This is a genomic window from Bradyrhizobium sp. UFLA01-814 (assembly GCF_046718885.1).
GTDB lineage: Bacteria > Pseudomonadota > Alphaproteobacteria > Rhizobiales > Xanthobacteraceae > Bradyrhizobium > Bradyrhizobium elkanii.
Window position 1 is genome coordinate 63,456 of record NZ_JAQOSR010000007.1, and the last position, 21,345, is coordinate 84,800.

21 protein-coding genes and 1 other RNA gene are annotated in these 21,345 nt (G+C 65.9%); 10 read left to right on the plus strand and 12 right to left on the minus strand.

Features of this window, described 5'->3' with window-relative positions:
- From PMN64_RS03850 to PMN64_RS03880, 7 genes are all read right to left on the minus strand, one after another.
- Nucleotides 1–192, minus strand: coding sequence for a hypothetical protein (locus PMN64_RS03850; RefSeq protein ID WP_225647888.1), 192 nt, complete (start codon nucleotides 190–192; stop codon nucleotides 1–3).
- 75 nt (nucleotides 193–267) lie between these two features.
- Entirely contained in the window at nucleotides 268–1,185 is a 918-nt protein-coding gene (locus PMN64_RS03855; RefSeq protein WP_411779781.1) for a metallophosphoesterase, read from the minus strand.
- A gap of 118 nt (nucleotides 1,186–1,303) precedes the next feature.
- The gene (locus PMN64_RS03860) at nucleotides 1,304–1,426 is read right to left on the minus strand and encodes a hypothetical protein (protein WP_411779782.1); all 123 of its coding nucleotides are present in this window, start codon (nucleotides 1,424–1,426) and stop codon (nucleotides 1,304–1,306) included.
- Complete coding sequence (gene ruvB / locus PMN64_RS03865) at nucleotides 1,423–2,472, minus strand: Holliday junction branch migration DNA helicase RuvB (RefSeq protein WP_016842550.1); 1,050 nt, start codon at nucleotides 2,470–2,472, stop codon at nucleotides 1,423–1,425. The genes PMN64_RS03860 and ruvB overlap by 4 nt, the downstream gene beginning before the upstream one ends.
- Nucleotides 2,473–2,668: 196 nt before the next feature.
- Complete coding sequence (ruvA, locus tag PMN64_RS03870) at nucleotides 2,669–3,286, minus strand: Holliday junction branch migration protein RuvA (RefSeq protein WP_038386561.1); 618 nt, start codon at nucleotides 3,284–3,286, stop codon at nucleotides 2,669–2,671.
- On the minus strand, nucleotides 3,283–3,810 hold the full coding sequence (ruvC, locus tag PMN64_RS03875) for a crossover junction endodeoxyribonuclease RuvC (RefSeq protein WP_411779783.1): 528 nt from the start codon (nucleotides 3,808–3,810) through the stop codon (nucleotides 3,283–3,285). The genes ruvA and ruvC overlap by 4 nt, the downstream gene beginning before the upstream one ends.
- Before the next feature lie 215 nt (nucleotides 3,811–4,025).
- Nucleotides 4,026–4,772 carry a YebC/PmpR family DNA-binding transcriptional regulator gene (locus tag PMN64_RS03880; RefSeq protein WP_016842553.1) on the minus strand — a complete coding sequence of 249 codons (747 nt, stop codon included), beginning with the start codon at nucleotides 4,770–4,772 and terminating at the stop codon, nucleotides 4,026–4,028.
- A gap of 213 nt (nucleotides 4,773–4,985) precedes the next feature.
- Here PMN64_RS03880 and PMN64_RS03885 point away from each other — a divergent pair, with 213 nt between their 5' ends.
- Nucleotides 4,986–6,752: a methyl-accepting chemotaxis protein gene (locus PMN64_RS03885; RefSeq protein ID WP_411779784.1), complete on the plus strand. Its 1,767-nt coding sequence runs from the start codon at nucleotides 4,986–4,988 to the stop codon at nucleotides 6,750–6,752.
- Nucleotides 6,753–6,949: 197 nt separating this feature from the next.
- Nucleotides 6,950–8,374 (plus strand): methyl-accepting chemotaxis protein, encoded by a 1,425-nt coding sequence (locus PMN64_RS03890; protein ID WP_411779785.1) that lies wholly within the window; start codon nucleotides 6,950–6,952, stop codon nucleotides 8,372–8,374.
- Between the two features lie 308 nt (nucleotides 8,375–8,682).
- On the opposite strand, the gene PMN64_RS03895 is transcribed toward PMN64_RS03890, so the two are convergent.
- From PMN64_RS03895 to PMN64_RS03915, 5 genes are all read right to left on the minus strand, one after another.
- Nucleotides 8,683–9,510, minus strand: a complete 828-nt coding sequence (locus PMN64_RS03895; protein ID WP_411779786.1) for a TIGR00282 family metallophosphoesterase — start codon at nucleotides 9,508–9,510, stop codon at nucleotides 8,683–8,685.
- Nucleotides 9,511–9,512: 2 nt separating this feature from the next.
- Nucleotides 9,513–10,091: a 5-formyltetrahydrofolate cyclo-ligase gene (locus tag PMN64_RS03900; RefSeq protein WP_028332813.1), complete on the minus strand. Its 579-nt coding sequence runs from the start codon at nucleotides 10,089–10,091 to the stop codon at nucleotides 9,513–9,515.
- 186 nt (nucleotides 10,092–10,277) lie between these two features.
- A non-coding RNA gene (ssrS, locus tag PMN64_RS03905) (6S RNA) lies at nucleotides 10,278–10,438 on the minus strand.
- Nucleotides 10,439–10,639: 201 nt separating this feature from the next.
- Nucleotides 10,640–11,023 (minus strand): cell division protein ZapA, encoded by a 384-nt coding sequence (locus PMN64_RS03910; RefSeq protein WP_028332812.1) that lies wholly within the window; start codon nucleotides 11,021–11,023, stop codon nucleotides 10,640–10,642.
- Entirely contained in the window at nucleotides 11,020–11,340 is a 321-nt protein-coding gene (locus tag PMN64_RS03915; protein ID WP_411779787.1) for a DUF4164 domain-containing protein, read from the minus strand. Before PMN64_RS03915 ends, PMN64_RS03910 begins: the two co-directional genes overlap by 4 nt.
- A 330-nt stretch (nucleotides 11,341–11,670) precedes the next feature.
- Between PMN64_RS03915 and tkt the strand changes: the two genes are divergently transcribed.
- The 8 genes from tkt to PMN64_RS03955 all read left to right on the plus strand — a co-directional run bounded on the left by tkt (nucleotide 11,671) and on the right by PMN64_RS03955 (nucleotide 21,332).
- A complete protein-coding gene (tkt, locus tag PMN64_RS03920; RefSeq protein WP_411779788.1) occupies nucleotides 11,671–13,653 on the plus strand; it encodes a transketolase in 1,983 nt (660 codons plus the stop codon).
- Nucleotides 13,654–13,813: 160 nt separating this feature from the next.
- The gene (gap, locus tag PMN64_RS03925) at nucleotides 13,814–14,821 is read left to right on the plus strand and encodes a type I glyceraldehyde-3-phosphate dehydrogenase (protein WP_028343978.1); all 1,008 of its coding nucleotides are present in this window, start codon (nucleotides 13,814–13,816) and stop codon (nucleotides 14,819–14,821) included.
- 179 nt (nucleotides 14,822–15,000) lie between these two features.
- Nucleotides 15,001–16,197 carry a phosphoglycerate kinase gene (locus PMN64_RS03930; protein ID WP_411779790.1) on the plus strand — a complete coding sequence of 399 codons (1,197 nt, stop codon included), beginning with the start codon at nucleotides 15,001–15,003 and terminating at the stop codon, nucleotides 16,195–16,197.
- Nucleotides 16,198–16,240: 43 nt separating this feature from the next.
- Complete coding sequence (gene fba, locus PMN64_RS03935; protein ID WP_074129453.1) at nucleotides 16,241–17,308, plus strand: class II fructose-bisphosphate aldolase; 1,068 nt, start codon at nucleotides 16,241–16,243, stop codon at nucleotides 17,306–17,308.
- 190 nt (nucleotides 17,309–17,498) lie between these two features.
- Nucleotides 17,499–18,524 (plus strand): class I fructose-bisphosphate aldolase, encoded by a 1,026-nt coding sequence (locus PMN64_RS03940; RefSeq protein WP_411779791.1) that lies wholly within the window; start codon nucleotides 17,499–17,501, stop codon nucleotides 18,522–18,524.
- Complete coding sequence (locus PMN64_RS03945) at nucleotides 18,525–19,214, plus strand: thiamine phosphate synthase (RefSeq protein WP_411779792.1); 690 nt, start codon at nucleotides 18,525–18,527, stop codon at nucleotides 19,212–19,214. It begins immediately after the preceding gene.
- A gap of 7 nt (nucleotides 19,215–19,221) precedes the next feature.
- Nucleotides 19,222–20,307: a tetratricopeptide repeat protein gene (locus PMN64_RS03950; protein ID WP_411779793.1), complete on the plus strand. Its 1,086-nt coding sequence runs from the start codon at nucleotides 19,222–19,224 to the stop codon at nucleotides 20,305–20,307.
- A gap of 230 nt (nucleotides 20,308–20,537) precedes the next feature.
- Nucleotides 20,538–21,332 carry an inositol monophosphatase family protein gene (locus PMN64_RS03955; RefSeq protein ID WP_092087995.1) on the plus strand — a complete coding sequence of 265 codons (795 nt, stop codon included), beginning with the start codon at nucleotides 20,538–20,540 and terminating at the stop codon, nucleotides 21,330–21,332.
- Nucleotides 21,333–21,345: the final 13 nt, after the last annotated feature.

Here is a 21,345-nt window from a genome sequence, read left to right on the forward strand (position 1 = left end):
CTATCGCCGGGTTCGCGAGCGCGCCTGCTTGAGGAATTCTTCGAGATCCCACGGAACGACGCGGCCCGCTTCGACATCGGCCATCCCTTCGTCGATCGCGTCCTTAAGCGCCCGAAACTTCCTGGCCTGAGAGAGGAGGTAGTCAGCCGCCTGCTCCTGCATGTCCTCAGGCAGCAACTCCAACGCTTCCACGGCTTTCTCAACGGCTGAACTCATAAGCATAGTATAGCACGGCGCGCCAGAATAGACAGCCATCAGCCTGGCTGATCAGGACACCACCGGCCCCTTTGCGCCAAGCGTGATCTGGACGATCTCGGGCGGCACGCCGAGGCGGAACGGCATGATGCTGCAGCCGAGGCCGCCGGAGACGACGACGTCGCATTTCAGCTTGATATGGCCATAGGCGAGCCGCATGCCGTGCTTCACCGGCACCGCCGGCGACCAGCCGAGCAGTCGCACCTGTCCGCCATGGGTGTGGCCGGACAGCTGCAACGCGACGCGCGAGGGCACGCGGAGCGCGACGTCGGGCTCATGCGCGAGCAGGATCACCGGCGCGTCGTCGGTGACCTTGGCAAGCGTCGCGTTAAGATCGTCGACGCCGATGCGCGAGACCTGGCGATAGGGCCGCGCCGCCATAAAGGCGAGCTGGTCGCCGAGACCGGCGAGCCAGAACGGACGGCCGTCCTTGGCGAGCCGCACCGCGTCGTTCTCGTAGACCGGAATCCCCGCCCCCTCCAGCGCGCGGCGCGCGAGCGGGATGCCGCGCCCCAAGCGCTGTACCGCCTTGTCTTCCCAGTAGTCGTGGTTGCCGAGCACGGCGTGCACGCCGAGCGGCGCCTTCAGGCCCTTCAGCACCGCGGCCCAGTCGGAGGCCGGAATGAAGCGCGTCACATGACGTAGCCCGGCGACATAGTCGCCGAGCAGCACGATGATGTCGGGGTTCAGGGCGTTCGTCCGCTCGACGATCTCAGCGATGCGATCGAGCGACATCCAGGGATCGCAGGCATGGATGTCGGCGAGTGCGGCGATCTTGAGCGGAAAGTCCGCCGGCCATTGCCGCGGCGACAGATCGTAGCGCGTGAGCGCGAGGCGGACGACCGGCTCGCTCAAGCCATAGGCCGCGGTCGAAGCGGTGGCGGCGGTCAATCCGCCGAACCCGCGCAGAACATGACGACGTGAAATCATGGATGTGTGATCGGTGATGCCTGGCGCTTGTCGAAAACACTCTGAGCTATCATAGGCCCTTGATTGGAGCGAAATTGGGCCGCGTTTGTGCGGACGGCCTGCAGGGATGCCGCAATGGTTAGTAGGCAAGGTTACCGGCAAGCGCGACGCGCTGCATCAACACGTCATTCACGTCTTTGGGAGCGGAGGCCTTTTGTTCGAGCATGAAAACCGCTTCACGCTGTTCCGGATCATGCGTCAATCCTCGTCGCCATTGCCGCCGAACAGGCCGAACTGCGAGGGGTCGCGGTTCGGCTCGGCGAGTCCGAGATGGCGGAAGGCATGCGAGGTCAGGAGCCGTCCCCGCGGAGTGCGCTGCAGATAGCCGCACTGGATCAGATAGGGCTCGATGATGTCCTCGATCGCATCGCGCGGCTCCGACAGCGCTGCCGCCATGGTCTCGACGCCGACCGGCCCGCCGCCATAGTTCAGGGCTATGGTGGTGAGATAGCGCCGGTCCATCGCATCGAGCCCGGCGCTGTCGACCTCGAGGGCGCTCAGCGCCCGGTCGGCGATGCCACGGTCGACGGAATCGGCGTCGGCGGCGGAGGCAAAGTCGCGCACCCGGCGCAGCAGGCGGCCGGCGATGCGCGGCGTGCCGCGGGCTCGGCGCGCGATCTCGTTGGCGCCATCCGGGCTCATGCCGATATTGAGCACGCGGGCGCCGCGGGTGACGATCTTCTCCAGCTCTTCCTCGGTGTAGAAATTGAGCCGGATCGGAATGCCGAAGCGGTCGCGCAACGGATTGGTGAGCAGCCCCGCGCGCGTCGTCGCGCCGACCAGCGTGAATTTCGACAATTCGATTTTCACCGAGCGCGCCGCGGGACCTTCGCCGATGATCAGGTCGAGCTGGAAATCCTCCATCGCGGGATAGAGCACTTCCTCGACCGCCGGGCTGAGGCGATGGATCTCGTCGATGAACAGCACATCGCGCTCTTCGAGATTGGTCAGCAGCGCCGCGAGGTCGCCGGCCTTGGCGATGACCGGGCCGGAGGTGGCACGAAAGCCGACGCCGAGTTCGCGCGCGACGATCTGCGCCAGTGTGGTCTTGCCGAGGCCGGGGGGACCGACGAACAGCACGTGATCGAGCGCCTCGCCGCGCTTCTTCGCGGCCTCGATGAAGATCGAGAGATTCTTGCGCGCCTGGGCCTGGCCGACGAACTCCGTCAGCGACTGCGGCCGCAGTGCGGTGTCGCCGACATCATCGGAGCGGCGTTCGGGCGAGACCATGCGCGAGGGCGTATTCATGATGCGAGACTAACACGAGATGATTGTTCTCCCTCTCCCCGCTCTTGCGGGGAGAGGGTTGGGGTGAGGGGCTCCCTCCGCGAGCGCGATGTGCGTCGAGACCTGTACCCCCTCACCCGGATCGCATCTGCGATGCGATCCGACCTCTCCCCGCAAGCGGGGCGAGGTGAAGAAAAGAGGCGCTCCAATGCACAACTCACTTCGACAATTCCTTCAGGCCCAGCCGGATCAGCTGCGCGGTCTCGGCCTTCTCACCGGCGCTGCGCGAGGCGGCGGCGATGGCGGCGGCGGCCTGCGGCTGGCCGTAGCCGAGATTGACCAGCGCTGAGATCGCGTCGGTGACTGGACGCGGCGCGCGATTGTTGTCGATCGCACCCGAGAGCTGCACCACCGCGGGATCGACATCGGCAAAGCCCGGCGCCTTGTCCTTCAATTCGCTGACGATACGCTCGGCGACCTTCGGCCCGACCCCCGGCGTCCGCGCCACCGCCGCCTTGTCGCGCAGCGCGATGGCGTTGGCGAGATCGGTCGGCGGCAGCGTGCCGAGCACCGCAAGCGCGACCTTGGCGCCGACCCCCTGCACGGTCTGCAGCAGGCGAAACCATTCGCGTTCGTGATCCGAGCGGAAACCGAACAGCTTGATCTGATCCTCGCGGACATAGGTCTCGATCGAGAGCACGGCGGCACCGCCTGGCGACGGCAGCGCCTGCAACGTGCGGCTCGCGCAATGCACCTGATAACCGACGCCGCCGACGTCGAGGATCACGTAATCCTCGCCATAGGAATCGATCAGACCCTTCAGCTTGCCGATCATAGGCTCGCCACCCTGAGCCGCAGCGCGGTGCTCTGGCGGTGATGCGCGTGGGTGATCGCGACCGCGAGCGCGTCCGCGGCGTCGGCGGACGGCGGCTCGGCTTTCGGCAGCAGGATCTTCAGCATCACCTGGATCTGGTTCTTCTCGGCATGGCCGGCGCCGACCACGGTCTTCTTGACCTGGTTCGGCGCGTATTCGGCGACCGAGATACCGAACATTGCGGGCGCCAGCATGGCGACGCCGCGCGCCTGGCCGAGCTTCAGCGTGGCAACGCCGTCCTTGTTGACGAAGGTCTGCTCGACCGCCGCCTCCGCCGGTCTGTAGTCGCCGAGCACGGCGGCGAGCCCCTCATGGATCGCGAGCAGCCGGCTCGCCAGCGGCAGATCGTCCGGCGGCTCGACCGAACCGCAGGCGATGTAGACCAGACGGTTGCCTTCAGTCTCGATCACGCCCCAGCCGGTGCGGCGGAGACCCGGATCGATACCGATGATGCGGACGGGAGAGCGAATCGGCTGGGATGTCATGGGCTAGTGATACCGCCTGCGCCGGGAGAACGAAACACAAACGGAGCCTCATCCCCTGCCGCGGTCGTTGTACTCGGCCCACTCGTCATCCCCGCCTAGTGCGCAATTGCGCACGGGCGCGGGGATCCAGTACGCCGCGGCTTCTCGGATCGAATGCAGGTCTCTGGAATACCGGGTCGCCCGGTCCAGCCGGACGACGACAGCAGTGCAAGCGACTAGCCGCCCATCTTCGCGATCAGAGCGTCGGACACCTCGAAATTGGCGAACACGTTCTGCACGTCGTCGTGCTCGTTGAGCAGGTCCATCAGCTTCAGCAGCTTTTCGCCGGTCTCGTCGTCGACCGCGACGGTGTTCTGCGGCTTCCAGGTCAGCGCCGCCTTGCGCGGCTCGCCGAACTTCGCTTCCAGCGCTTTTGCCACTTCGCGGAAGGTGTCCTGCGAGGCATAGACCTCATGGCCGCCTTCGCTGGAGACCACGTCGTCGGCGCCGGCCTCGATCGCGGCGTCCAGCATGGCGTCGTCGGAGGCGACCTTGGCGTCGTATTCGATGATGCCGGTGCGGTCGAACATGAAGGCGACCGAGCCGGTCTCACCGAGATTGCCGCCGGACTTGGTGAAAAAGGAGCGGATATCGGAGGCGGCGCGGTTGCGGTTGTCGGTCAGCGCCTCGACGATCACGGCGACGCCGCCGGGGCCATAACCCTCGTAGCGGATCTCGTCATAGTTCTCGCCCTCATTGCCCGCAGCCTTCTTGATGGCGCGGTCGATATTGTCCTTGGGCATGTTCTCGGCGCGGGCCGCGACCACGGCGGCGCGCAGCCGCGGATTCATCGCCGGGTCCGGGGTGCCGAGTTTGGCCGCCACGGTGATTTCGCGGGCCAGCTTGCCGAAAAGCTTCGACTTCTGGGCATCCTGCCGGCCCTTGCGGTGCATGATGTTCTTGAATTGGGAATGGCCGGCCATGCGACGTCTCTTCGGAGCTTAGGGTCTGAACAGGGATGGAAAACGCGGCCTTATAGGCCCCTCACGGTCAAAATCAAAGGATCGGCGGGGCCTTCCGGCGGACGAATACTACCGCAAGCCGGAATATGAGGCACTTGTTAACCATGACTTCATGCCCCGGTGCGAGGATCGCCCCGTCCCGCCGCAACTTTCCAGAGCCCCCAAAGAGCCCACATGGCGTTCGGTTTGTTTCGAAAGCAAGTGCCGGAGCCGGCTGCGCCGGCCGTCGCGTCGCAGGTTCCAATCGCGGCCGCGGCCCCTGACGTCTCGACCGAGACTGATTCGGCCAAGGATTCGGCTAAGGAAATCCTGGAATTGCTGGAACTCGAGCTCGGCGCGATGATCCGCCAGCTCGAACGCGCCGCGAGCTCGGTCGCCGATGGCGCCGAGGCGACCGCAGCCAAGCTCGCAACCATCCGCGCCCGCACCGACGCGCTGACCGGCCGCAGCAGCGATGCGCAGAGCACCGCGACGACGTTCTCGCAAGCCGCCGACCGCTTCACCCACTCCGCCGAAGGCATCGGGGCGCAGGTGCGCAGCGCGAGCCAGCTCGCCGACGACGCCGCGGCCGCGGCGCGCGAGGCCACCGCCAATGTCGACCGCCTGCGCGAGTCTTCAGCCGCGATCGGCAACGTCGTCAATCTGATCGCGCAGATCGCGCGGCAGACCACGCTGCTCGCGCTGAACTCGACGATCGAGGCAGCGCGCGCCGGCGCCGCCGGCAAGGGCTTTGCGGTGGTCGCAACCGAGGTCAAGGCGCTGGCGGTGCAGACCCAGAGCGCGACCGAGGAGATCACGCGGAAGATCGAGGCGTTGCAGAAGGACGCCACCGGATCGGCCGACGCGGTGCACCGTATCTCGCAGGCGATCGAAAAGATCCGCCCGGTGTTCGAGAACGTCAACGGCGCGGTCGCCGAGCAGAATGAAATCACCGGCGAGATGGGCCAGAACGCCGCCTCCGCCTCGCACTTCATCGTCTCGGTCGGCACCAGCGCCGGCGAGATCGATTCGGCAACGCGCGAAGCCGCCGCGCATGGCGACAATGTCGCCAAGGCCGGCAAGGCGGTGACCGACTTTGCGCAGAAGCTTAAAGCGCGCTGCGCTGTGCTGCTGCGCCAGGACGAGCGCGGCGATCCGCGCAAGAACGAGCGCCTGCCCTGCAGCCTCAAGATCGAGATCACGACCGCGCGCGGCATCGTCACCGCGTCGGTCTACGAGATCGCGATGGACGGCATTTTGATCGGCGGCGCCGATGCCGAGAAGCTGCCGGCGCAGGAGACCCTGAACGCGACCTTGCAGGAGATCGGCGCGTGCCGGATCCGGATCGGCGAGCGCTCCAAGGCAGGCAGCCAGGCCCGCTTCGAGGCGGTAACCGCCGAGCTGCGCGAAAAAATCGAAGACCGGATGTGGGCGATCCACGAGGAGAACGCCGAGCTCGTCACCCGCGCGATCGAAGCCGGCAGCGCGCTGAACAAAATCTTCGAGAACGGGCTGGCGAGCGGCGCGATCGCGATCGCCGACATGTTCGACACCGACTATGTCGAGATCGCAGGCACCAATCCGGTGCAGTACCGCACCAAAATGCTGGACTGGGCGGAGCGCACGCTGCCGGCGTTCCAGGAGGCATTTCTCGCCAGGGACAAGCGAATGGCGTTCTGCGTGATGATCGACCAGAACGGCTATCTGCCGGTCCACAACAAGCTCTACTCGCAGCCGCAGCGGCCGGGCGACGTGGCATACAACACCGCCAACAGCCGCAACCGCCGCATCTTCAACGATGCCGCGGGTCTCGCCGCCGGCCGCAACCAGCGCGCCTATCTGATCCAGACCTATGCGCGCGACATGGGAGGCGGCAACACGGTGATGATGCGCGAGATCGACGTACCGATCCGCGTGCGCGGCCGGCACTGGGGCGGGTTCCGCACCGCCTACAAGCTTTGAACACTTCGTAGCCCGGATGAAGCGAAGCGCAATCCGGGACACGTGTTTCCACGGGCAGGAGTCTCGGATTTCGCTGCGCTGCATCCGGGCTACACAGTGCGCGCTCAGGCAAGACCGGCAGCGCGAATCACGCTGTAGGATTGGAATGGGGAATGCTGCGGCGGCCGACAGGCCGCTGTAACGGAGGAAGCGTCGATATGTCGGCCGCGCAGCTTGCAGTTCTGGACACGTCATCGGACCGAACGCTGGCCGAGCGGCTGGTGGACCAGCTCGCCGACCGCATCGGCGGCCTCGGGGTGGAACTCGCCGACATCGCCGGCAACGTCCAGGAGGTCGCGAACCGCGTCAGCAGCCAGTCCGAGCGCTTCCATCACTTGCAGACGACGGCCGAGACGATGGTCGCCGCCAATCACGACATCGCCAACGCATCGCAGGCGGTGCAAACGACCGCATCCGCCGCGGTCGGCCAGATCGCGGAGTCCCGCCATGTGGTCGAGACGGCGGTCAGCCATATTGCAGAGCTCGTCGCGGCGGTCGGACGGATCGAGGCGCGGCTCGCCGCGGTCGGCTCCGCGCTGAGCCAGGTCGCCAAGGTTTCCGGTTCGATCGAGGCGATCGCCAAGCAGACCAATCTGCTGGCGCTCAACGCCACCATCGAGGCGGCGCGCGCCGGCAATGCCGGCCGCGGCTTTGCGGTGGTCGCGAGCGAGGTCAAGAACCTTGCGGAAGCGACCCGCCAGGCGACGCATCAGATTTCCGACACCGTGCGCGATCTCGACGGCCAGATCGGCAGCCTGATCGGCGAGAGCAGCGATGCCTCGTTGCGCGCCAAGAGCGCCGGCGAAGGCGCGCAGCAGATTTCGGGCATCATCATGCGCGTGCAGGAAGGCTTCTCATCTGTGGGCGCCGAGATCGGCAGCGTGGCGCGCGCCGCGACCTCCAATCTCGGCCATTGCGACAGCGTGATCGCCGAGCTGAACGAACTGGCCAAGGGCGTCGATCTTTCCTCGCGCGACCTCAAGCATGCCGACAGCCGCGTCGCGAAACTGCTCGAACTCTCCGAGAGCCTGATCGTGACCATCGCCGACAGCGGCGTGGAGACCAGTGATACGCCGCTGATCCGCGTCGTGATCGACACCGCAAGGCAGATCTCCGAGCTGTTCGAGACTGCCGTCGCGCGCGGCGAGATCACGCTCGCGCAATTGATGGACGAGAATTATCGCGAGATCTCCGGCACCAACCCGAAGCAGTACCTGACCGACTACGTCGCGTTCACCGACCGGGTGCTGCCCGCGATCCAGGATCCGATCCAGAAGAGCGACCCGCGCATCGTGTTCTGCGTCGCCTGGGCGCGCAGCGGCTATCTGCCGACCCACAATCCGAACTACCGGCAGCCGCAGGGGCCGGACCCGGTCTGGAACAACGCCAATTGCCGCAACCGCCGCCTGTTCAACGACCGCGCGGTGAGCAAGGTCGCGGCCAACACAAAACCGTTCCTGCTGCAGACCTATCGCCGCGACATGGGCGGCGGCAATTTCGTGCTGATGAAGGACCTGTCATCGCCGATCGTCGTGAACGGCCGCCACTGGGGCGCATTCCGGATGGGTTTTCGGCAGGGCTAGGCCAGCCCCTTGGCCGGGACGGGGGATGCAATGCCAAAATATGGAAAACAACCCCATGCAAAGTAAGCCGGCAGCTGCCGGCGCTCGACACTGCACTTGACACGTCGGGCAACTCAGAAGTATTTTTCCATTATTCCGAAATAATGCGAACACTCCTCGTCCCGGGCAGTCGTGAAATCCGCGACCCCATCCCCGTCATTGCGAGGAGCGACAGCGACGAAGCAATCCATGCCGCCGCTTGTGGTAAGATGGATTGCTTCGCTTCGCTCGCAATGACGAAAAAATCTGCAGCTAGCGAGCGCTGAAACTCACTTCACCCAGAATCCCGGCATTGCGGGCTCGAGCCGTCCGCCGGCGCGCACCGGCGCGACCTTCACCGCGAGCCCGGTCGCATCGTCGGTCTCGACCGCGACGCCGCTCAGCGTGGCCACACCGCCCGCCGGCTCGAAACGGCCGGAGGGAATGCCGGTGAGGAAGCGCTGCAGCGGCTCCTCCTTCTGCATGCCGATCACCGAGTCATAGTCGCCGGTCATGCCGGCATCGCTCATATAGGCGGTGCCGCCCGGCAGCACCTGATGATCCGATGTCGGCACATGGGTATGGGTCCCGACCACGAGGCTGACGCGGCCGTCGCAGAAGAAGCCGACGCCCTGCTTCTCGCTGGTCGCCTCGGCATGGAAATCGAGCACGATGGCGTCACAGCCCTCGCGCAGCGGGCAGGCCTCGAGCTCGCGCTCGATGGCGCTGAACGGATCGTTCGAGGACGGCTCCATGAAGACGCGGCCGATCGCGTTGATGACCAGCGCCCGCTTGCCGCTCTTGGTATCGACCAGCGTGGCGCCGCGGCCGGGCGAATGGCGCGGGAAATTCAGCGGGCGGATCAGGCGCGGCGCGCGCTCGATGAAGACCAGCGCCTCCTTCTGATTCCAGGCGTGGTTGCCGAGCGTGATCGCATCGGCGCCGGCGTCGAGCAGCTCCTGATAGATCGCCTCGGTGATGCCGAAGCCGCCGGCGGAATTCTCGCCATTGACGACCACGAGATCGAGCGACCAGTCCCTGATCATGCCGGGAAGGTGGTCGGCGATGGCGGTGCGGCCGGTCCTGCCGACGACGTCACCAACGAAGAGAATTCGCAAGGCTAGCTACTCCGGAAATCGAACGTCTTGCGCTCCGTTAGCACATAATCGAGCGGGACGTCGTGCGACAGCGCCGGAATCGCCTTGGTTTCCTGTGCAGCAAAGGCAAGTCCGACCCCGATCACATGCTTGGCCTTGCGCAGATGCGCGAAGGTATAGTCGTAATAGCCGGCGCCGTAGCCGATGCGGTGACCGAGCTTGTCGAAAGCCGCGAGCGGCACCAGCATCACGTCCGGATGCACCTCGGCGGCGGCCGGCGACGGCTCGGGAATGCCGAGCGGCCCGAGCATCAGCCGGTCCTGCGGCGACCAGCTGCGGAAGGTCAGCGACTGGCCGCGCGCGTTGATGCAGGGCAGCGCGAGCCGCGCGCCCTTGTCGGCAAGCTTCTTCATCAATGGCGCCGGATCGAGCTCGCTGCGGATCGGCGCATAGCCCGAGACGATCATGCCCTGCGCGATCTCGAACGGCGCGCCGCGCTTGGCGAGCGCTTCGGCAGCCGTCGCGCGCTGCTCGTCGCTCAGCGCATCGCGCTTGGCGAGAGCAAGTGCCCGAAGCTCGGCCTTCGATGGAGATGCGTGCATGATCCATCTTCCGCTGTCGTCGTCCGCGACAACGGACGATCCATCATTCCAGAGACGCTAGCTTTCGTTAAGGCCAGAGCTTTCGTAAGACCGCCGCGGCGCGCTGGACGCCCCGTATCGCGGGGCACAACACTGCTAGACAATTCAACCGCCGCAGCGCGACGACAAGGCAACAGCAAAAATCAGTGCGAAGCCGCAGAGGCCGTTGGAGCGCTCGATCCCGGAGTTCCCTACGAAAGTAGGTGGGCACCATATGTCCGGGTCCACGGACCCGGCCAGGGACAGTTCCCTAAAGGATCGATAAGGCCCCGGGGATATATGGCTCCTGACGCACGACGCAGCTTCGCGGGGCTAATCTAGCCATCGTTGCCGCAATCCGCCAGCGGTAAGGAAGACGCAGTCTTGGCTCCTGGAAGAAACTGTCATGGCCGGGCTTGTCCCGGCCATCCACGTCTTTCTTTTCATGGAGACAAATACGTGGATGCCCGGGACAAGCCCGGGCATGACGAATGTGTGGAAACACCGAGACCAACAGGGACGAACGAAGATCACCCGATCGCGATGCCGCCGCCGATGGTGCGGTTGAGCACCTGCGTGGTGCGCTCGATCCGCTCGGCGGCGGCGTTGAGCGCGTTGGAGACCGCGGTCTGGGTCGCGCGGGCGCGGTCGATGGCGGCAACGCGCGCATTGCGCAGCTGCTCGACCTCTTCCTCGAGGCTGCGGATGCGTGCGCTGGCGTCGACCAGTTCGTCGCAGGCGGTGAGCGCCGCCATCACCGTCAGCCGCGCATCGCCGATCTCGCCGAACTTGCCACGCAGCGATTCCACGCGCTGCTGGAGATTTTCCGCGAGCTTCAGCAGCCGCACCTCCTGGCCCTCCTCGCAGGCCATCCGGTATTGCCGGCCATTGATGGTGACGTTGATGTGGCTCATCTGCTGTCTCCGCCATCGAGCACGGCGCGAATGCTGCCGATTGCCGCGTCGAGCTTTTCCGCGATCTCGCGATTGGCGCGCTCGAGCTTGCGCGTCTTCACCAGCGAGCCGTCGAGCTCGTCGGCAAGCCGCGAGCGATCGGCGCCGAGTGCCTGGATCCGGCTCGCCAATTCGTTCTCGTCGCGGTTGGCCTCGCGGCGCCGCTCCACCGAGCTCTCCAGCGCATCAAGCGCTGACATCAGCCGCTTTGTCGCAGCATCGATATCGGCAAGCGGTGCCTCGGTATTGCCAGACCCGTTGGCGAGACGATCACTCATGACACGCGGCGTGGACCCTTCGGTTGGCTTGGTAGCCTGCTGCAGACAGGCCTGCCGCACGGCAAAACTGGCGGTTCGGCAAGCGTTTACGGGACGAAATTTACGTGGCAAGCGAGCCCAGCGCAACGGCGGCGCAGAACTATGCACCGTTGAATGAAATAGAGCGATTTCGGGCAACTTTTCCCCGTTTTGAGGCGTTTCATCGCCTTGGACTTGCGGAATTGAGGTGCTAATCCACCCGCAACCCGTAAGGCCATCCACGCGCGTATCGCGGCTGCCCGCCCCGATCCGTCCCGCAATCAGCTCCTCATTTTAGGCGGACTTTTCATCATGACGCAGGTCGATCACACCCGTATGGCCAATGCGATCCGTGGCCTCGCCATGGACGCCGTCGAAAAGGCGAATTCCGGCCATCCCGGCCTGCCGATGGGCGCCGCCGACGTCGCGACCGTCCTGTTCACAAAATTCCTGAAATTCGATGCGGCCGACACGGCGTGGCCCGATCGCGACCGCTTCGTGCTCTCGGCCGGCCATGGCTCGATGCTGCTCTATTCGTTGCTGTACCTCACCGGCAACAAGGACATGACGCTCGACCAGCTCAAGCATTTCCGCCAGCTTGGATCGCTGACGCCGGGACACCCCGAGAACTTCCACACCAAGGGCATCGAGACCACCACCGGTCCGCTCGGCCAGGGCATTGCGACCGCGGTCGGCATGGCGGTCGCCGAGAAGATGCTGGCCGCCGAGTTCGGCAAGAAGATCGTCAACCACCACACCTATGTGCTCGCCTCCGACGGCGACCTGATGGAGGGCATCTCGCAGGAAGCGATCGCGCTCGCCGGTGTCTGGCGGCTCAACAAGATGATCGTGCTGTACGACGACAACGGCATCTCGATCGACGGCCCGACCTCGATCTCCGATTCCGTCGACCAGGTGAAGCGCTTCAAGTCCGCAGGCTGGGCCGCCGAATTGATCGACGGCCACGATCCGCAGGCGATTGCCGCTGCAATCACCCTCGCGCAGAAATCCAACAAGCCCTCGATGATCGCCTGCAAGACCACGATCGGGTACGGCGCGCCGCACAAGGCCGGCACCGCCAAGGCGCATGGCGAGGCGCTCGGCGCCGACGAGCTCAAGGCCGCCAAGGAGAAGCTCGGCATCTCGCTCGAGCCGTTCTCGGTGCCCGACGATGTGCTGAAGGCCTGGCGCGAGGCAGGCGCCCGCGGCGCCGCCGAGCACAAGGCGTGGGACGAGCAGTTCGCGCAGCTCGGCAGCCGCAAGCGCGCCGAGTTCGAACGCCGCATTCGCCACGAGCGGCCGCAGTCGCTCGCCAAGGGGCTGCGCGCCTTCAAGAAGGGGCTGCTGGAAAATCCGCTCAACGTCGCGACCCGCAAATCGTCGGAAGCCGCGATCGAGGTGATTGCGGCTGCGATGCCGATGGAGTTCGTGGCCGGCTCGGCCGACCTCACCGGCTCCAACAACAACAAGGCGAAGTCGGCGACGGCGTTCGGTGCCAAGACGCCGAAGGGCCGCTTCATCCATTACGGCGTCCGCGAGCACGGCATGGCGGCGTGCCTCAACGGCATCTTCCTGCACGGCGGCTTCGCGCCGAACGGCGCCACCTTCCTGGTGTTCACCGATTATGCGCGCCCCGCGATGCGGCTGTCGGCGCTGATGGGCACCGGCGTCGTCTATGTCATGACCCATGACTCGATCGGCCTCGGCGAGGACGGCCCGACGCACCAGCCGGTCGAGCACCTCTCCGCACTGCGCGCGATGCCCAACATGCGCGTGTTCCGTCCCTGCGACGCGGTCGAGACCGCCGAGTGCTGGGAACTGGCGCTCAACCGCGTCGATGGGCCGACGGTGCTGGCGCTGACCCGCCAGAACCTGCCGCAGCTCCGCACCACGGCGCCGAACGACAACCCGTGCAGCCACGGCGCCTATGAGCTGGTCGCGGCGCAGGGTGACGCAAAAGTGTCATTGTTCGCGTCGGGTTCCGAGGTCCAGATCGCGGTCGAGGCGCAGAAGCAGCTCGCCGGACGCGGCATCGCGACGCGGGTGGTCTCGGTCCCGTCGCTGGAATTGCTGCTGGCGCAGCCCGCCGAGCGGCAAAATGCCATTATCGGCAACGCCCCGGTCAAGATCGCGATCGAGGCCGCGGTGCGCTGGGGCTGGGATGCCGTGATCGGTCATGACGGCGAATTCATCGGCATGCACGGATTTGGCGCCAGCGCGCCGGCGAAGGACCTTTTCCGGCATTTCGGCATTACTGCTGAAGCCGTCGTTAACGCTGCCACCAAGCGCGTCTGACGCTGGCCTGACACCCGTCGGCCAAGGTTGAGCTTGTCGCAAAAAAGGATTACCTAAGCTCCATCTTTTCCGTACGCGCCCGGCCGAACCGGGCGTTCCGCCGTAAAAACCTCGTGGGAGCGCTCCCGCGGGGCTGACAACAGCATTAGAGGAGACGAGCATGGCAATCCGCGTCGCGATCAACGGGTTTGGGCGTATCGGCCGCAACATTCTGCGCGCCATCGCCGAGTCCGGCCGCAAGGACATCGAGGTGGTCGGCATCAACGACCTCGGCCCGGTCGAGACCAACGCGCACCTGCTGCGCTTCGATTCCGTGCATGGCCGCTTCCCCGGCACCGTCACCGTCGACGGCGACTCGATCAGCCTCGGCGACAACAAGATCAAGGTTTCGGCCGAGCGCGATCCCTCCAAGCTGCCGTGGAAGGCGCTCGGCGTCGACGTCGCGCTGGAATGCACCGGCATCTTCACCGCGAAGGACAAGGCCTCCGCGCACCTCACCGCCGGCGCCAAGCGCGTGCTGGTCTCGGCGCCCGCCGACGGTGCTGACGCCACCATCGTCTACGGCGTCAACCACGACACGCTGACCAAGGATCACCTGGTGATCTCGAACGGCTCCTGCACCACCAACTGCCTCGCGCCGGTCGCCAAGGTCCTGAACGACACCGTCGGCATCGAGACCGGCTTCATGACCACGATCCATGCCTATACCGGCGACCAGCCGACGCTCGACACCCTGCACAAGGATCTCTATCGCGGCCGCGCCGCGGCGATGTCGATGATCCCGACCTCGACCGGTGCCGCGAAGGCGATCGGCCTCGTGCTGCCCGAGCTGAAGGGTAAGCTCGACGGCGTCTCGGTCCGCGTTCCGACCCCGAACGTTTCCGTGATCGACCTCAAGATCGTCGCCAAGCGCGCAACCGACGTCAAGGAGATCAACGAGGCGATGAAGCGTGCGTCCGAGCAGCAGCTCAAGGGCATCCTCGGCTACACCAACGCGCCGAACGTCTCGATCGACTTCAACCACGATCCGCACTCGTCGACCTTCCACATGGACCAGACCAAGGTGCAGAACGGCAACTTCGTGCGCGTGATGTCCTGGTACGACAATGAATGGGGCTTCTCGAACCGTATGGCGGACACCGCCGTCGCGATCGGCAAGCTGGTTTAAGTTCGACTGTTCGTGATGCCCGGCCAAGTGCCGGGCATCTGCGTGTTTGCCGCTCCGTCATTCCGGGATGGTCCGCAGGACCAGACCCGGAATCTCGAGATTCCCCGATGCGCAATTGCGCATCTGAGGTTCGATGCTCCGCATCGCCCCGGAATGACCCCAGGAGTTCGACACCCCCCATGACAAAATCGTTCCGCACCCTCGACGACGTCAACGTGAAGGGCAAGCGCGTGCTGCTGCGCGTCGACCTCAACGTCCCCATGGAAAATGGCCGCGTCACCGATGCCACCCGGCTCGAGCGCGTGGCCCCCACCATCACCGAAATTTCCGACAAGGGCGGCAAGGTGATCCTGCTCGCCCATTTCGGCCGCCCCAAGGGACGCGATCCCAAGGAATCGCTGAAGCCGGTCGCTGACGCGCTGTCGAAGGTGATCAAGCGCCCGGTCGCCTTCGCCGAGGACTGCATCGGCGATGCCGCAGCCAAGGCGGTCGCGGCCCTCAAGGACGGCGACATCCTCTGCCTGGAAAACACGCGTTTCCATAAGGAGGAAGAGAAGAACGACGCCGGCTTCGTCGCAGAGCTCGCCAAGCTCGGCGACATCTGGGTCAACGACGCCTTCTCCGCCGCGCACCGCGCCCACGCCTCGACCGAAGGCCTCGGCCACAAGCTGCCGGCCTATGCCGGCCGCACCATGCAGGCCGAGCTCGACGCGCTCGGCAAGGCGCTGGAAGCGCCGACCAAGCCTGTCATCGCAATCATCGGCGGCGCCAAGGTCTCGACCAAGATCGACCTCTTGGAAAACCTCGTGAGCAAGGTCGACGCGCTGGTGATCGGCGGCGGCATGGCCAACACCTTCCTGCACGCGCAGGGCGTCGCCGTCGGCAAGTCGCTCGCCGAAAAGGATCTCGCCCCGACCGCGCTGCGGATCATGGAAAAGGCCAACGCTGCCAACTGCGCCATCATCCTCCCCGTCGACGCGGTCGTCGCCAACCAGTTTGCCGCCAACGCGCCGTCGCATGCCTACGGCCTCGACGCGATCCCGGCCGACGGCATGATCCTCGACGTCGGTCCGCAATCGATCGCGCGCATCCATGCCGCGATCGACGACGCGGCGACGCTGGTCTGGAACGGACCGCTCGGCGCCTTCGAGCTGACGCCGTTCGACCGCGGTACCATGGTGTCGGCCAAGCATGCCGCCGAACGCACCAAGGCCAGGAAGCTGATCTCGGTCGCCGGCGGCGGCGACACCGTCGCGGCGCTGAACCAGGCGGGCGTCGGCGGTGATTTTTCCTACGTCTCGACCGCGGGCGGCGCGTTTCTTGAATGGATGGAAGGCAAGCCGCTGCCGGGCGTCGAAGTTCTGAAAAACCGTTGATTTAGGTCACATCCGCGAACTTGCACTACAGGGAGAAATGGAAATGGCTCGCATCACGTTGCGGCAACTGCTCGACCACGCGGCCGAGCATGATTACGGTGTACCTGCCTTCAACATCAACAACATGGAACAGGCGCTGTCGATCATGGCGGCGGCCTCCGAGGTCGACGCGCCCGTCATCATCCAGGCCTCGCGCGGCGCGCGGTCCTACGCCAACGACGTCATGCTCAAGCACATGATGGACGCCGTCACCGAGATCTATCCGCAGATCCCGGTCTGCGTGCATCTCGACCACGGCAACGAGCCCGCCACCTGCATGACCGCGATCCAGGCCGGCTTCACCTCGGTCATGATGGACGGCTCGCTGAAGGCCGACGGCAAGACCCCCGGCGACTGGGACTACAATGTCGGCGTCACCAGGACCGTGACCGGCATGGCCCATCTCGGCGGCATCTCGGTGGAAGGCGAGCTCGGCGTGCTCGGCTCGCTCGAGACCGGCATGGGCGACAAGGAAGACGGCCATGGCGCCGAGGGCAAGCTGTCGCACGACCAGCTGCTGACCAATCCGGACGAAGCCGTGAAGTTCGTCAAGGAAACCAAGGTCGACGCGCTGGCGATCGCGATGGGCACCTCGCACGGCGCCTACAAGTTCACCCGCAAGCCCGACGGCGACATCCTCGCCATGAACGTGATCGAGGAAATCCATCGCAAGCTGCCGAACACGCATCTGGTGATGCACGGCTCCTCGTCAGTGCCGCAGGAGCTGCAGGAGATCATCAACGCCAATGGCGGCAAGATGAAGCCGACCTGGGGCGTGCCGGTCGCCGAGATCCAGCGCGGCATCAAGAACGGCGTGCGCAAGATCAACATCGACACCGACAACCGGATGGCGATGACCGGCCAGATCCGCAAGGTGCTGAAGGACAATCCGGAAGAGTTCGATCCGCGCAAGTACCTGAAGCCCGCGATGGAGGCGATGACCAAGCTGTGCAAGCAGCGCCTGCAGGAGTTCAACACCGCGGGCCAGGCCAGCAAGATCAAGAAGGTGCTGACCACCGCGGAAATGGCCAAGCGCTACGCCGCGGGCCAGCTCGACCCCAAGGTCGCCTGACAAGGTTGCCTGACAACATATCGCCTGAAACATTACGGCGGGACACCGGCTCCAGCGCAGTCGGAAGTGGTGTCCCGAAGGCTTGATCGCCGGCTGCGACAAACATCGGCCGCGACGAACGTTTTCTAGGCATTTGCCCGAGAACCGCCTATTTTGGTTTGCAAAGGCAATGGCTTTGGAGGACGTCCCGATGAACCTCTCCGACCTCAACAAAATCGCGCTTGCCATGGTCACGCCGGGCAAGGGCATCCTCGCCGCCGACGAATCCTCCGGCACGATCAAGAAGCGCTTCGACGCCATCAAGGTCGATTCGACCGAGGACAATCGCCGCGACTATCGCGAGATGCTGTTCCGCTCGCAGGAGGCGATGAGCAAGTACATCTCCGGCGTCATCCTCTACGACGAGACGATCTGGCAGAATGCCAAGGACGGCACGCCGCTGGTCAAGCTGATCGAGCAGGCCGGCGCGATCCCCGGCATCAAGGTCGACGAGGGCACGCAGCCTTTGCCGAACTGCCCGGGCGAACTCGTCACCGTCGGCCTCGACAAGCTCGCCGAGCGGCTGAAAAAATATTACGAGCGCGGTGCGCGCTTTGCGAAATGGCGCGCGGTGATCGATATCGGGCCGCGAATCCCGACCCAGACCGCGGTCCGCGTCAACGCGCATGCGCTGGCGCGCTACGCCGCGTTGTGCCAGGCCGCGCAGATCGTGCCGATCGTCGAGCCCGAGGTGCTGATGGACGGCGATCACGACATCGACCGCTGCTATGAGGTGACGCAGCGCGTGCTGAACCGAACCTTCCAGGAATTGCGGGTGCAGCGCGTCGCGCTCGAAGGCATGATCCTGAAGCCGAACATGGCGATCTCGGGCAAGAAATGCCCGAAGCAGGCGTCGGTCCAGGAAGTCGCCGAGAAGACCATCCGCCTGCTCAAGAGCTGCGTGCCGGCCGCGGTGCCCGGCATCGCCTTCCTCTCCGGCGGTCAGAGCGACGAGGAAGCGACCGCCCATCTCGACGCCATGAACAAGATTGGCAATTTGCCCTGGAAACTGACCTTCTCCTACGGCCGTGCGCTGCAGGCGGCGCCGCAGAAGGCGTGGTCCGGCAAGCCCGACAACGTGCCCGCGGGCCAGCATGCCTTCTCGCATCGCGCCCGGATGAACGGACTCGCGAGCACCGGCAATTGGGAAGCCGGCCTCGAGAAACAGGCGGCATAGTTGGCGACCAAGCCCGTTCCGCCGCGGCCGGCGCCGCGCCTCTATCTGGCAACGCCGCCGGTCGATGAGCCCGCGCGGCTTGCGGCCGAGCTCACCGAGCTGCTTGCCGCGGCCGATGTCGCGGCCGTGCTGGTGCGGCTGCGCGAGAGCGATCCGCGCAGCATGATCTCCACCATCAAGGCGCTGGCGCCTGCGATCCAGAACGCCGGCGCGGCGCTGCTGATCGACGGCCATCCCGATATCGTGGCTCGCGGCGGCGCCGACGGCGCGCATCTGACCGGCATCGCCGCGATGGAAGAGGCGGCGCCGGCGCTGAAACCCGACCGCATTGTCGGCGTCGGCGGGCTTGCGACCCGCCACGATTCCATGGCCGCGGGCGAAGCCGGCGCCGACTATGTGCTGTTCGGCGAGCCCGACGCCAACGGACAACGGCCTTCGCGCGAGGCGATCGCCGAGCGGCTGGAATGGTGGGACGAATTGTTCGAGCCGCCCTGCGTCGGCTTTGCAACCTCGCGCGAGGAAGCCGAGGCGTTTGCGGCGGCCGGCGCGGATTTCGTGCTGGTCGGAGACTCCGTCTGGTCCGATCCGCGCGGCGCCAAGGCGGCGCTCGTCGAGATCGGCGACGCGATGGCGCAGGCGCATGCCGGCGCATTCGGCAAGGCCAAGGCCGACGGAAAGGCCGAGGGATGACGCCGGAATGAAATGCCTGCGTCCGATAGGTGTTGCGCTCGGCTGCACGATGCTGGCGAGCGGCGCGATGGCGCAGCTCTCGATCACGCCGCCGGCCCAGACGCCGCCGCCCGCGAAGAAGGAGGCTCCGAAGCCGAAGGTGCATTCGCCGGTCGCGAAGAAGCCGACGCCGAAGCCCGCCGCCTCCGCGACGCCGAAGCCTACCGCATCCCCGACGCCCTCGCCGACCCCGACCCAGGCCGTCGACGATCCCAATGTCGACCTCGTCTACGGCGCCTATCAGCGCGGCATGTACAAGACCGCGTTCGATCTCGCGACCGCGCGCGCGCAGAACAACAACGATGCCAAGGCCATGACGATGCTGGGCGAGCTCTATGCGAACGGGCTCGGCGTCAAGCGCGACTACGTCAAGGCCGACGAGTGGTACAAGCGCGCCTCCGATGCCGGCGACCGCGAGGCGATGTTCGCGCTCGCCATGATGAAGATTGCGGGCCGCGGCGGCGCGGTCGACAAGGATGCCGCGGTCAAACTGCTGGCGTCGTCGGCCAAGCTCGGCGAGCCCAAGGCGGCCTATAATCTCGCGCTGCTCTATCTCGACGGCCAGACCCTGCCGCAGGACCTCCGCCGCTCCGCCGAACTCTTGCGCATGGCCGCCGACGCCGGCAGCCCCGAGGCGCAATACGCGCTCGCGACCTTCTACAAGGAAGGCACCGGCGTGCCGAAGGACCTCGAGAAGGCGGCGCGGCTGCTGCAGGCCGCCTCGCTGGCCGACAATGTCGATGCCGAGGTCGAATATGCCATCGCGCTCTACAACGGCTCGGGCACGCCGCGGAACGTGCCGGCGGCGGTGGCGCTGCTGCGCAAGGCGGCCCGGCAGAACAGCGCGATCGCGCAGAACCGCCTCGCCCATGTGCTGGCGACCGGTGCCGGCGCCCCGGTGGACAAGGTCGAGGCGCTGAAATGGCACACGGTCGCCAAGACCGCCGGCAAGGGCGACCCCGATCTCGACGACATCCTCGCCGATATGAGCCCGGAAGACCGCGCCAAGGCCGAGGCAGCCGCGCGAAAATGGATCGGAAACAACGTCAAATGACGCCTTGACGGCGCCACTTCCAGAGGGCACCCAGTCCGAAACCCAGGGCGCCACAGGCCGTTTCCCGTCATCCTGAGGTGCGAGCGGAGCGAGCCTCGAAAGGATGCGCGGCCCCGGACCGGGCCGCCGATCCTTCGAGACGCGCGTTCCGCGCTCCTCAGGATGACGGGCAGGGTCTTGCCCACGCTGCCCGATCGATTTCCAACGCTCGAAAGCCACCAGCTTCCATCATGCTCTATTCCGCTCTCATCAATGTCATGGTCAAGGCCGCGCGCCGCGCCGGCCGCAGCCTCAAGCGCGACCTCGGCGAGATCGAACATCTCCAGGTGTCGCTGAAGGGGCCGGCGAACTTCGTCTCGCTCGCCGACAAGCGTGCCGAGGAGATGCTCTACACCGACCTCGAAAAGGCCCGCCCCGGCTACGGCTTCCTCGGCGAGGAAGGCGGCAAGCGCGAAGGCAGCGACAAGAGCCACACCTGGATCGTCGATCCGCTCGACGGCACCACCAACTTCCTGCACGGCATCCCGCAATTCGCGATCTCGATCGGCCTGAAGCGCGAGGACACCGTGATCGCGGGCGTGATCTACAATCCCGCCAATGACGAGCTCTATATCGCCGAGCGCGGCAAGGGCGCCTTCCTCAACGACCAGCGGCTGCGCGTCGCCGGCCGCCGCCAGCTCAACGAATGCGTGGTGGCCTGCGGCCTGCCGCATATCGGCCGCGGCAATCACCAGCTGGCGCTGCAGGAGATGGCCGCGCTGCAGACCAAGGTCGCGGGCTTCCGCCGCTTCGGCGCCGCCTCGCTCGACCTCGCCTTCGTCGCCGCCGGCCGGCTCGACGGCTATTGGGAGCGCAATCTGCAGGCCTGGGACGTCGCGGCCGGCCTGCTGATGGTCCGCGAGGCCGGCGGCACCGTCTCCGGCATCCAGGGCAATGACGACCCGTTGCAGACCGGCCATATCGTCTGTGGCAACGAGTTCGTGCACGGCGAACTGATCAAGATCCTGAAGCCGCTCGGGCAGTAACGCGACGGCGCGA